The sequence below is a fragment of the Humitalea sp. 24SJ18S-53 genome (assembly GCF_050632385.1).
In the GTDB taxonomy this organism is placed as follows: Bacteria; Pseudomonadota; Alphaproteobacteria; order Acetobacterales; family Acetobacteraceae; genus Humitalea.
On the sequence record NZ_CP192599.1, the window covers coordinates 979,669 to 992,310 of the forward strand.

Annotated in this window: 6 protein-coding genes; 2 read left to right on the plus strand and 4 right to left on the minus strand. The window is 64.3% G+C overall.

Annotated elements, in window-relative coordinates:
• Positions 1–115 precede the first annotated feature (115 nt).
• Positions 116–2,350, plus strand: a complete 2,235-nt coding sequence (locus ACQW02_RS04805) for a putative bifunctional diguanylate cyclase/phosphodiesterase (RefSeq protein ID WP_431284132.1) — start codon at positions 116–118, stop codon at positions 2,348–2,350.
• A 2-nt stretch (positions 2,351–2,352) separates the two neighbouring features.
• On the opposite strand, the gene ACQW02_RS04810 is transcribed toward ACQW02_RS04805, so the two are convergent.
• Together ACQW02_RS04810 and ACQW02_RS04815 are read right to left on the minus strand one after the other, a co-directional pair.
• Positions 2,353–4,482: a sodium-translocating pyrophosphatase gene (locus ACQW02_RS04810; RefSeq protein WP_431284133.1), complete on the minus strand. Its 2,130-nt coding sequence runs from the start codon at positions 4,480–4,482 to the stop codon at positions 2,353–2,355.
• A 250-nt stretch (positions 4,483–4,732) separates the two neighbouring features.
• Entirely contained in the window at positions 4,733–5,938 is a 1,206-nt protein-coding gene (locus ACQW02_RS04815) for a polysaccharide pyruvyl transferase family protein (protein WP_431284134.1), read from the minus strand.
• Positions 5,939–6,404: 466 nt separating this feature from the next.
• Here ACQW02_RS04815 and ACQW02_RS04820 point away from each other — a divergent pair, with 466 nt between their 5' ends.
• Complete coding sequence (locus ACQW02_RS04820) at positions 6,405–7,634, plus strand: polysaccharide pyruvyl transferase family protein (protein WP_431284135.1); 1,230 nt, start codon at positions 6,405–6,407, stop codon at positions 7,632–7,634.
• Between the two features lie 77 nt (positions 7,635–7,711).
• Here the strand turns inward: ACQW02_RS04820 and ACQW02_RS04825 are convergent, their stop codons facing one another.
• Positions 7,712–8,827, minus strand: a complete 1,116-nt coding sequence (locus ACQW02_RS04825; protein ID WP_431284136.1) for a glycosyltransferase family 61 protein — start codon at positions 8,825–8,827, stop codon at positions 7,712–7,714.
• Positions 8,828–9,019: 192 nt separating this feature from the next.
• On the minus strand, positions 9,020–12,637 hold the full coding sequence (locus ACQW02_RS04830) for a translocation/assembly module TamB domain-containing protein (protein ID WP_431284137.1): 3,618 nt from the start codon (positions 12,635–12,637) through the stop codon (positions 9,020–9,022).
• Positions 12,638–12,642 lie beyond the last annotated feature (5 nt).

Below are 12,642 nucleotides of genomic sequence, written 5' to 3' on the forward strand. Positions count from 1 at the left end.
GCCACAGGCTGGCGCTGGTCTTGACATCATCATCGGGCGACAGACGCGTGGGCACCTTGCAGCGGGCCAAGGACAGATGGGGCCGACGTGAACCCGTCGTGACCGCAAACCGCTGATGCGGCCGCACGACCGGCCCGCATCCGGCCCCCTGCCGCTGATCGCAAGCATGGCGACGGCGGGCGCGGTGGCGCTCGGGGCGGGTGTCTGGTTCGGGCTTCCCGCCACGGCGGCCGTTGTCGCCGCGGCCGTGCCCCCGGGGGCCCTGGCTTGGCTTGCCGCCCGCCGCGCGGCCCGTGCCGAGGCCGCCGGCGGCCTGCTGGCCGACGCCATCGATGGCATACCCTGCAACTTCGCCGTTTTCGCGCCGGACCGGACGCTGCTCGTCGCCAGCGACGGCTACCGCGCCCTGCATGCCGAGGCCCTGACCGCGGCCGGCGACCGGCCGGTGCGCTACGATGACCTGATGCGCATGGCCGTGGTGCGGACCATCTTCCCCGATCCCACCGCGCCCGGCGCATCCGCCGGGATCGAGGCGGAGGTCGCCCGCCGCGTCGAACAGCATGAAGGCGAGGCACCGCAAGGTTTCGACCGCCTGTACCCCGATGGTCGCTGGATGCGGGTCGTGAAGCAGCGGCTGCCCGGCGGCCAGGTCGCGGGCATGACCATCGACATCACCGCGATCAAGCAGCGCGAACGTGCCCTGCAGGACAGCGAAGCCCAGGCGCGGCTGCTGCTGGAAAGCGCGCCGATCGGCATCTGGGAACTGGACAAGGCGGGCGGTACCCGCTCGGCGAATGCCCGGCTCGCGCGGCTTTTCCCGGGCGAGTTGCCGCCGGCCAGGCTCGACGACGCGGGGTTTCGCCGCACCTTCCCCGACGATCCCGCCGGACCCTTCGGCTTCCCGACCGGGCGCGAGGTCGAGGTCGGGCTGCCGCTGGCCGATGGCGGCGAAAAGCGCCTGCTGATCGCGGCATCGCCCTGGCTCGGCGATGGCGATCGCTGCGTGCTGACGGTGATCGACATCACGCCCCTGAAGCAGGCGCAGGCGCAGGCCGAACATTTGGCGGAGCATGACCCGCTGACCGGGCTGGCCAATCGCGCGCGTTTCCGTGCGGCACTGGAAGCCCTGGTGATCGAAGGCGGTGGTGGCGGCGCGTTGGTGACGATCGACCTCGATCAGTTCAAGCAGACCAATGCCCGCTTCGGCCATGTCGCCGGCGACGCGCTGCTGGTCGCGGTGGCGGAGCGCATGGCCGCCTGCGTGCGCCCCGGTGATGTCTGCTGCCGCGTCGGCGGCGATGAGTTCGCGGTGATCGCGCCGGGGGCCGAGGAAGCCGGCGCACGCGCCATCGCCGCGCGGTTGCAACGGGCGATGCGGATGCCGCTGCTCCGTGATGGCGCGGAACTGACCCTTTCGGCCAGCATCGGCATCGCCATCGCGCCGACCCATGGCCGGACGGCGGATGAATTGCAGCGCGCCGCCGACCTTGCGATGTTCGGCGTCAAGCAGGCCGGGCGGAACGCCGCCCTGGTCTTCCGCCCCGCGTTGCGGGAAGCGGTGGACCGCCGCGACGCCATGCGCGAAGCCTTGATCATGGCGCTGGAGCGGGACGAGTTCCACCTGGAGTTCCAGGCGCAGTGGAATGTCTCGGCCCAGGCGATGGTGGGGGCCGAGGCGTTGCTGCGGTGGAATTCATCGCGGCTTGGCCGTGCGGTGCCGCCATCGGAGATCTTTCCCGCGGCGAGCGACGCACGCCTGCTCGACGCCATCGACGCCTGGGTGATGGAGGCCGCGTTGCGCCAGGCCGCCGCCTGGCGCGGGGTGCAGGGCGCGCCCGCGGTCATCGCGGTGAACGCGACCGTGCTGTCGCTGCGCGACCCTGGCTTTGCCGACCGGATCGCCGGCGCGCTGCTGCGCCACGGCGTCGCGCCGTCAGCGCTGGAGATCGAGATCCCCGAGGACCTGGCGGTGCGCGACATCGCCCCGATCGAGGCGACCCTGGCGCGGCTGCGCGCGATCGGGGTGGGGCTGGCGCTGGATGATTTCGGCGGCGGGTTGTCGTCGCTGCAGCATGTCGTGCGGCTGCCGGTGCAACGGTTGAAACTGGATCGCAGCATCGTCGCGGGGCTGGACCGCTCACCCGGCAACCGCGCCGTGCTGCGCGCGACGGTGGCCCTGGCCCGCGGCATGGGGATCGAGGTCCTGGCCGAGGGCGTGGAGACGGAGGCCGAGGCCTTTGCCGTGCGGCGGGAGGGTTGCACGATCATCCAGGGCTGGCTGACCGGGCAGCCGGTGCGGGCCGAAATCCTGGTGCCGCCGGAATCCCGCAGGATCCCGGCGGCGGGATAACGCTACTGGTGCGCCAGCACTGCCAGCAACAGCAGGGCGACGATGTTGGTGATCTTGATCATCGGGTTCACCGCGGGGCCCGCGGTGTCCTTGTACGGATCGCCCACGGTGTCGCCGGTCACCGCGGCCTTGTGGGCCTCACTGCCTTTGCCGCCGTAGTTGCCTTCCTCGATATACTTCTTGGCATTGTCCCAGGCGCCGCCGCCGGTGGTCATGCTGACCGCGACGAAGAAGCCCGTGACGATCACGCCCAACAGCATCGCGCCGAGGGATGAGAAGGCAGCCGCCTTGCCACCGACCCAGAGGATCACGGCGAAGCAGACGATGGGCGACAGCACCGGCAGCAACGAGGGGATGATCATTTCCCGGATCGCGCTCTTGGTCAGCATGTCCACCGCGCGGCCGTAGTCGGGCCGGGTCTCGCCGGTCATGATGCCGGGGTTTTCGCGGAACTGGCGGCGGACTTCCTCCACCACGCTCATCGCCGCGCGCCCGACCGCCGTCATCGCGATGCCGCCGAACAGGTAGGGCAGCATGCCGCCGAACAGCAGCCCGACCACGACATAGGGGTCGGAGAGAGAGAAGGTCAGCGGCCCGATCCCGGCGAAGAAGGGATAGGACGCGCTATTGGCGATGAAGTAGTTCAAATCCTGCGTATAGGCCGCGAAAAGCACCACCGCGCCGAGGGCCGCCGAACCGATGGCATAGCCCTTGGTCACCGCCTTGGTGGTATTGCCGACCGCATCCAGCGCATCCGTCGTGTGACGAATCTCCGGCGGCAACCCGGCCATTTCGGCGATGCCGCCGGCATTGTCGGTGACCGGACCAAAGGCATCCAGCGCCACGATCATGCCGGCGACCCCGAGCATCGTCGTGGTCGCGATGGCGATGCCGTAGAGCCCGGCGATGCTGTAGCTGAACAGGATGCCCGCGATGATGATCAGCGCGGGGATGGCGGTCGCCTCCATGCTGACCGCGATGCCGCGGATCACGTTGGTGCCATGCCCGGTCTGGCTGCTTTCGGCGATCGCCTTGACCGGCGCGAACTGCGTGCCGGTGTAGTATTCGGTGATCACCACCAGCAGCGCCGTCACCGAGATGCCGACGACCCCGCACAGCCACAAGCCAAAGGGCGTGAAGGTCGTGCCCTGTGCCGTGATCTGGTTGGTGAACCCACCAAAGACCAGGCCCGTCAGCGGCAGGGTCGCGGCCAGCGACAGCAGCGCCGTGACGATCAACCCGCGATACAGCGCGCCCATGATGTTCTGGCTGGCCGGCAGCTTCACGAAATACGTGCCGGCGATGGAGGTGATGACGCAGACCGCACCGATCGTCAGCGGAAACAGCATTCCCGCCACCCGCAGCGCATCATCCTGGAAGGCGATGGAGGCGAGCACCATCGTCGCGACCAGGGTCACGGCATAAGTTTCGAACAGGTCGGCCGCCATGCCGGCGCAATCGCCGACATTGTCGCCCACGTTGTCGGCGATGGTCGCGGGGTTGCGGGGGTCATCCTCGGGGATGCCGGCCTCGACCTTGCCGACCATGTCGCCGCCGACATCCGCACCCTTGGTGAAGATGCCGCCGCCGAGACGGGCGAAGATCGAGATCAGCGACGCGCCGAAGCCGAGGGCCACCAGGCTGTCGATCACCAGGCGCGACGTCGGCGGATGTCCGCCCAGGATCACCAGGATGAAGAAGTAGACGGTCACCCCCAGCAGGGCGAGGCCCGCGACAAGCATGCCCGTGATGGCGCCGGATTTGAACGCGACATCCAGCCCCTCCGCCAGGCCCGTGGCCGAGGCCTGCGCGGTGCGGACATTGGCGCGCACGGAGACGTTCATGCCGATGAAGCCGGCGGCCGCCGACAGCACCGCGCCGATCAGGAAGCCGATCGCGACCGCCAGGCCCAGCAGCCAGGCCACCAGGATGAACAGCACGACCCCGACGGCGCCGATGGTGGTGTATTGGCGCTTCAGATAGGCCTGGGCGCCTTCCTGGATCGCTTGGGCGATTTCCTGCATGCGGGGCGAGCCCGGATCGCGGGCGAGAACATCCTTTGACGTCACGACGCTGTAGGCGATCGATGCGCCCCCCAGCAGCATGACCAACAGCAAGGCTAAGGTCAGCAAGGCCACGTCTCCCTTTACCTGGACGGTGATTCGACGATTTCGTCTGGTATTGCGCGCGCGGGGATTTTTCCGCACGGGAGTGAAACGTGGCAGGCGGCGGGCTGCGCTGCAACATGGGTGACAGGGGAAGGCCGAGATCACCCGCCGAACCGGCGACGTCTGGGCAGGTCATGGATGCCGGGGGCAGACCGGGAAAATTCTGTGGCCGCGTGATGACGGGGACCGAAGCCCGCCGACCAGGAGCGACCTGCTAAGCCTCGAGTACGGGTTCAGGTTCGCGGGCATCTTCGAGCATCGGCCGCATGCCCAACGCCAGGGCAAGGCGACGCTCCGCGGATTTTGCGTCGTCGAGAATGCCCGACCACAGGGACTCGATCGTATCAGTGTCCTTCAGGGCCCTCAGGCTGGATTCGACACTGCGCGCGAAACTCGCGTCGGCCATGAGGTTCTCGACGAAAACATAGTACCTTCGAAGATTGAACATGCCGAAGAGCATCTCTTTCTTCTTTTCGGTCAGGGTGCCGCCGGGGAATTCCGCGCCCATGCCGATGCACAGGGCGGGAGTGCCCTCGCGCCATGAATTGACCGAGCAGTGATAGATGTCCGTTACGACGAAATCACAGCTCGCCAAAAGGGACAGCTTTTCGGCCACCGAATTCAGCGGGCTTCGCCGGTCGACCTTCCACCACTCGATATCCACAATTTCGGTCGCACCCATCTGCTTGGCGAGCGCGTCCACGAATTTGCGAGACGCCTCCATGAGCTCGGGTATCTTGGAAATGGCGCGGCCGAAAGCGAAGCCCACCCGTTTGGTCGGGGTCCGCTTCGCCGGGCTACGCCTGGTCCACTGAAACTGGTCAAACGGGCGCAGCAAAAATGCGCAGTCAACGCCGAGCGTCGAGGCGGACATATCGTTGGCGTATCGGGACGCGAAGGCCGCCGACAATGGATCCCGCAACAAGACCAGCCGCGAGTTCTCGTAGAGTCGCTTTATCGAGGCGCGATACCGCTTGTCTGCATCATCGAAATGGGTGTTGATGATGAGTGAGCTGCCAAAGCAAATGACATTGGATAGCATCTGGTCGTCGGCATCTTCCAGCATAAGAAGACCGTAAGCGAATTTAAGATATTCTTCTATTTGATCGTCACCGACGCGACGGCCGTGGCGAAATCGAAGATCTTTTTTGAAGTACGTCCTGGAATGAAGAAAATCACCCCAATATACGATTTTGTCGAATTCTTCTAATTCTTCAATGTTGTTCAATTTTTTCGATATTAGTTTTGTTCCGGTTTTTTGATCATTGAAGTCTTGATTATCTTCAACGTTGAGGAGTGTTGCGCTGATTCTATTTTCTTGAGAATATTTTTCAACAATCGAGTGAAATGCAAGGTCGACCGTTAGCATTCCGGTATTTCGGCCGGGATTATATGCTCCGACAACGGCAATTTTCATCATCCGCTTTACCCTAAACCCCAGACTGAATGCCTGACTCTACCATACAGCCGGCGGTCTTTTCGGCAACTCATGCGTGTGGGTGGCGGTCAATCGCGGCCCCTTCGTTGGAAGTTCGGGAACCTTTCGCCTTTCTGGCGCTTGGGGTTGCCGGAAGCGCCCTTGCACGCGGGTTTGCTGTGATGGGATCCGGCTCGGGCTACGGCCCACGTGCGTCGGTCCGTGATGAAAATCACATTTAGTTCATGCTCATCCTCTGTCTCGGATCGGCCAAAGCCGTGCCGAACTTGCGGGGCGGGGCGGCGAAACGCGCGATGCGTGCAGGTATCCGTGGCGGACGCAGCCTCGACGGTCCGTTGGTAAAACACATTGGTGTTTCAAAGAGTTAACCGACGCTGGGTCTGGTCTTTTCAGTTGCATCCAATCGACCCTGAGAGTATTTTCGCAGTTGGTGAATCGGAGTATTTGAATGGATGGAGTTGGTATCAGGTACTGGAACGCGGTTCGTAACTGCGGTGACAGCATTTCGTCGTATATCATCAAGGATGTTCTGAAATACGAACCCGTTTTGGTTGGAAGAAATGTCGATCATATTCTGTGTATCGGCAGTATTTTGTTTATGGCGAATACAAATTCATATGTCTGGAGTAGCGGGATCATCGATCCGTCAAAGGATGTCGTAGTTGACCCAACGAAAATTTCCGCGCTCCGAGGAAAAAATTCGATGCTTGCGGTCCGTGATCGTGGATATGCGGTTGCGGATGTTCCTTTGGGCGATGCCGGCGTATTGATTCGCAATATTTCTACGGTTAGGCAGTGGGTCGAAAACTCAAAAATAAACGGGTGTCGATTCAAGGCGGCTTTTATTCCGCATTGGGCGCAAGTGAATCATCGATTTTATAAAAAATACGCCGACAGCCCTGAGTTCACGGTGATTGATATGAGGGACAATAGTCTCAATCCCATAAAGGCGATTTGTGAATCGGAGATCGTAATTTCTCAGAGTTTGCATGGGTTGATTTTTGCGGAGGCGCTGGGGAAGCCGACGATTTGGCTTCATTCGCGAGATGAGGATCTTTGGAATTTCAAGTTCCGTGATTGGTATACGAACGTAATTAATCCTCCGGCATCCCCCCTGCTCTTCGGCGATTTTACGGAGGCGGATTTTTCGCGGGCTGAAGTGAGGGAGGTGAATGTCAGCGACGCAGATCTTATCAATGCTTTCCCTGCCACCGGTGCTGTCGTTGAAATCAAGCCAGATTTTGTGAATTTCGAAAGGGTGCGGGTCCTATCGCCTGACGTTGTTTCTGCGTTTCCTAACCTGTTCGATACCGTATGCCGTTCCGATGATTTGGAGGAAGATGATGCGAAGCAAGTATCCGCTGAGTTTCGAAAATTTCTTCACAAGCGATATGTGAATTGGGCCGAGCGTCCATCCACAATTATAAAAAAAGATGAGTTGGAGCTTTCAGACAACCTGAAATCGACCATGCTCAGCTTCATGGAGGAGAACAAGCATATTGCCATGTTGTCGGTTTGCGATCGGCGTCACATGGGATTGCTGCGCGGGCAGGAAAAATTGATGTTGTGGAAAGGGTGGTCGGTACTGAGTAACGTAGCGATATTCGATCATGCCATCATGTTCAGACCGACATCTAATGGCGACTTCAGTAAATCGGTGAGTACAATTTTTATATAGAGCATATCATGCGACTGTCACGTCAGTCTGGGCGCACGAATTCAGCAGACTGCGGGCAGAACGATCCGATATTTAAATTACAGGATATCCTTGTACTCCTGTATGAAATCATCGATATCTATCGTCCAATAATCGGGCTGATGATTGGCCTTGATGGGGCCGCTCGTTGAGGATTTAGAGTAGAAATAATACGGATTCTGCGTTACCTGAACCATCCCATAGAAGCCGGTATTCATGTAGGAATCGGGAAAAATTTCAATCAAGTTGCATTCTTTTGGTGTGAATCCGATGTTTGTTAATCCTGCTCCGTGAAGCCCCACGACGTTCTTCGCGTTCGCAAAACACATCACCTGATCTTCATAGGATACCTGGCTGGGAACCAGTATCTTGTAGCCTATGCTGCTGAGCTTCTCGATCAGGGCGTCTTCGTTGAGGAGTTTTCTGTTTTTTGAATCCGTCCTGGCCACGTAGATTTTCTCGGCACCGCTCGTCGTCACGCCCGGCGAGCGAGACACCGATTCCTTTATCTTCGAAAAAACCTTGCAGACGATATCATTCATCAGAAACTGATCACGACGTAGGGGCGATGCCCAGAGCAGTTCGCTGACGGCGACGGCCCGGTTTGGCATCTCGGCAAGCATGTCATCGCGGATCCCGAGATGGCTCAGCGATGCACGCTGCCAACGGTTCAGCTTTTCATAAAGGATCTTGGCCTTCGGATTTTCATCCAGGGACAATAAAATCGCCGAAAGACAATCGATGTGCCAATGAAAATAATTATCCGTCGATTCGTGCCCTGATAGAATATACGAGCCATCCAGCGGCGTAAAATTTTGAGCGAAAATCTTGTTCGATATCTCGGAAATCGAGATTTGATTGCGATATTTTTGTGGGAGACTTTCGGAAATAATCATATTTTGCTGATTGGCGACATACCAAAGGCGCGAGAAAATCCTGGCATTTGCGATTCGCGCAACGTAAAGTGGGGCGTTCTGTCGATTTGTCTTCCTGAATACAGGAAAATGATGTGATTTCGTCGCGGCTTCGCTGAACAACGTCTTCTTTGGCCGGTTCGTCTTCAACATGTCCGATTCGGCGATCATATGGATCGAAAAGGACTCCTGGCTGAAGGCCTTTTGGGTGATCGCACGAGAAAACGAGATAAACATTTCGTCGTCTTGATTTTCACTCATGATGAGAATGACTCCTGATGACGAAATGCATAGAACCTCGCCGCCGCTTTCGCCGGCCCTTCATGGAGCCAAAATACCTCTTTCTCCGATTCAGGAGATGAAGGTAGCGGTGATGGAGAGAGCCGAGAAGGGCGCCACCCGTTGCGCGACCGAATGCAGGGGAAGATCGTCGCTAGTCGATCCGTTTTCGTATCAATACTCCAACTCATACGCCAATCCAACCCGCTCCCCACCCGCACCCCGGCTCGTCTCCGCCTCCAACCGCAACCGCGGCGTCAAATCCCATTGCGCCGCCACCCCCGGCAAGGTCCCATCCGTCCCCGGCCGGATCCCCAGATACAGCCCCGGCGCGATATACCGCCCCGCATCCACCCCGGCGGCCCCGCTTTCACTCGTCCCGACGCCCAGCCTGTCCAGCCCCAGGCTCCGGCCCAGCCGCCCCAGCACGCCCCCGTCGGCAAAGCCCGGCAGCCCCGAAAGCTGCGCCAGCGCCTGCGCCGCCTGCACCGCTTCGGTCGCCGACAGCCGCTGCCCGCTGCGGCCGAACAGCAGCAGTGCCATCGCTTCCTCCGGCGGCAGCGTGGGGTTTGACGTGACGGCGATCCGCGGGGATGTCGCCGGCCCCGTCACCTCGATCGCGACGCTGTAGCCACCCGTTTCGGCGCCGGCGACCAAATTCACCTCCGGGATCGGGTCGCCCAAAAACTTCAGGGTGCCGCGCTGGAACGCCAGCCTGCGCGTCGGCAACGACACGGTGCCGCGTCGCAAGGTCAACTCGCCATCGGTCTGCGGCGCCGCCAAGGTGCCGCGCAGCGTCAGGCTGCCGCCCAATTCCACATCCAGCCCGCGCCCGGCGATCAGCACCCGCTGCGGCGCATCCAACTGCACCGCCAGCGCCCAGTCGGGGCCGCCACCCCCCGGCGGCCGGGGCTGCGGCAGGGGCGCCGCACCGGGGGGCCTGGTCCCGCGCGCCCGCACCCCGGGCAATTGCGGCACCGACGCCGGCAGGGAATCCGGCACCCGCAGATCCGCCCGCTGGACCAGCACCCGCCCCGTCAGGTCCGCCGCCCCCAGCAGCGGCCCATCCAGCGCCAGGTCGGCGTCGAAGATACCGGTCCCGAACGGCCCGGTGATCGGCCGCGCGTTGCGCGCGACCAGCCGCAGCGCCACCGGGACCCCCGCCTGGAACGGCTCGACGGTCCCGTCCAGGGCAAAGCTCCCATTGCCCGCGGTCTTCGCGGTCAGGCTTTCGACGTGCAGCGTGGTCCCGGCAAAGCGCAGCCGCCCCGCGATATCGCTCAGCGCGCCGCCCATCGACGCATTGCGCCACGACCCGGCCGACAAGGTCGCCGTGCCCTCGGGCCGCGGATCGCCCAGCGTGCCCCCCACCCGCATATCCACCGCGATTCGGCCCGCCACCCGGTCGGCGCCGCCGCCGATGAAGGGCGCTGCCAGGCGCGCGGCATCCATGGTGCCGCGCAAGGTGCCCTCCAGCGCATCATTGCCGCCAAACCCACTCAGCCGCGCGGTCAGGTCGAAGCGCCCCGCCGCCCCGGCCTCGGCCGTGCCGCGCAGGTTGGCGCCGGTCGCGGTGGCATCGCCCTCGATCCGCAGGCTCGCCGGCGGCAGCCCCGCCGCCATCGGGCTGCCGAGCCCGGTTGCCGCGACCTGGAACCGCGCGCGTTCGGCGCCCTCGACCGTGATGGTGCCGTCGATGCGGCCGGTCGCGGGGGCCAGGCTGTCGATGGGCAGGGCGCGCAAGGTGACCTCGACGCGCCGCAGCAGGTTGCCCGCGGCCTCGATCCGCCCGCTGCCGAAGCCAAGCTGCAACCCCTCCAGCACCGGCCCGTCCTCGCCGGCGCGCAGCCGGGCCGGGCGCAGCAGGCGCAGCGGCGGCGTGTCCGCGCGCAGGATCTCCAGCGCCGCCAGGTCCAGCACGCGGTCCTGCACCCGCGCCGTGCCTTGCATCGATGCACGCAACCCCGCGCCATTGGCCCGTGCCTCCAGCGCCAGCACGTCCAGCCCGCCGATGGCGCTGGCCGTGGCGGTGGTGCCGTCGCGCAGACTTGCCTCGGTGCGCAGGGCCAGATGTTGCCGGCCCTCGGGCAGGCTGGCCTCCAGCGTGGCGGCGATGCGGCCGGGCGGCGCGCCGGGCACCAGGGCGGCGATGTCCGGCACGGCCAGGCGCGCGGTCCCCTCGGCCAGCAAACTCGCCGGGTCGATGCTGCCGCTGCCCTCCAGCACCGCATCACCGGCCGAGGCGCGCACCGCCGCGATGCGGATCAGGTCACCCTCTGGCGCTGCCTGCACGCGCAGGGTCAGCGGCATGGTGCCATAGGTCGCGGTGCCATCCGCATGAACTTCGGCCGGGCGGCCACCGGCCAGGCGCAGCCTCGCTGTCAGCCTCGGGGTGTCGAGCCGCGTATGCGTCCAGGTCACGCCGTCGCCCGAGGCATCCAGTGTCGCGACGCCCTCGGTGATCCCCCCCGCCAGGCTCGCGTTCGCCCGCATCGCCCCGGAAAAACCGGGGCCGAGCACCGATAGATCCGGCAGGGTCACGCCGACCCGCCCCGCCAACTCCGGGTCCCAGGTCACATCGAAATGCGCCTGGGCGGCCCCGCCGGCCACGGTGCCGGTGGCACCGGCCATGGTGGCCCGCATCTCCAGGGTCGCGGCGGCGCCGAGCAGGGGTTCGACCGCGGCGATCCCACTGCGCGGATCGGCCACGCGCAGGTTCGCTTCGACAACCGGCGCCGCCAACGTGCCGGTCACCCGCCCGCTGCCTTCGGCGCCGGAAAAGCGCGGTCCCGGCGGCAGCAGGGCCATCGCCTGCGGCCCCGTGCTGGCCCGCCAGGCCACGGCCAGCGCACCCGATGCCGCCAGCGTGCCCGACAGGGTGACATCGGCCGCGGGGGTCTTGGCCGTCGCCTCGGTGATGACAATCCCGCCATCGGGCGCGATGCGCAGCCCCGCGGTCAGCGCCATCTCCGCAACCGGCGCCGGCAGCAGGCCGGGGGCCGTCGCATTCGCCGTCAGCGACAGCGTGGTCGTGCCGTCCGGGGCAATGCCGACGGTGCCCGTGGCGCTGGCCTGGGCCGCCGCGCCAAGACGGGCGTCCAGCCGGAAGGGCGCATTCTCCACCGGGCCATCCAGCGACAGCGCCAGATGCGCGGGCGCATCGGCCAGCCCCAGCAGCGTGGCGGCCAGGCCCCCGGCCGGTTCGTCCAGGGTCAGGCTGGCCGATAGATGGCCCGTCGCCGGCCGCCAATCCAGCACCAGCCCCGCATCCCCGGGGGCATCCAGCCGGCGCAGCGCGATCCGCGCGGTCGCGTCCTGCGCGCGCAACCGGCCGGAGCCTTCGACCGAAAGCCGGGCCGCGACGCCCAGCACCGGCTCCGCCAGGACGAGTTCGGCCAGGCTCAAAGCATCCAGTTCGACCGGCAGGGGCAAGGATGGCAGTGACGGCAAGATCTCGCCCGTGCCGGGCTCTTCCACCGCCGGTTCGCTGGCCGGCAGGCGGTGCAGCACCAGCCGGCTCGCGGCCAGTCGCTCCACCCGCGCCGTCCGCCGCGCCAGCGCCAGCCAGTCCAGCCGCAGGTCCAGATCCACGAGTTCCAGCCACACCCCCTCCGCATCGGCCATGGTCACGCGCCTGGCGGCGATGCGGCCGGGCAGGGGCCCTGCCAGCCCTTCGATCACAAGCCCCGGCACGGCCGCGGCCGCGATCCGTTCCAGCCCATGCCGCCCCGGTGCGGTATTCGCCACCAGCAGCAGCGCGGCCGGCACGACCGCCAAAGCCACCACGATCATCAAGA

What these genes read in the sequence shown, in the direction of transcription:
- ACQW02_RS04820 (WP_431284135.1), top strand. Translation starts at nt 6,405, where the DNA reads ATGGATGGAGTTGGTATCAGGTACTGGAACGCGGTTCGTAACTGCGGT.
- ACQW02_RS04825 (WP_431284136.1), bottom strand. Translation starts at nt 8,827, where the DNA reads ATGAGTGAAAATCAAGACGACGAAATGTTTATCTCGTTTTCTCGTGCG.
- ACQW02_RS04805 (WP_431284132.1), top strand. Translation starts at nt 116, where the DNA reads ATGCGGCCGCACGACCGGCCCGCATCCGGCCCCCTGCCGCTGATCGCA.
- ACQW02_RS04830 (WP_431284137.1), bottom strand. Translation starts at nt 12,637, where the DNA reads ATGATCGTGGTGGCTTTGGCGGTCGTGCCGGCCGCGCTGCTGCTGGTG.
- ACQW02_RS04815 (WP_431284134.1), bottom strand. Translation starts at nt 5,938, where the DNA reads ATGATGAAAATTGCCGTTGTCGGAGCATATAATCCCGGCCGAAATACC.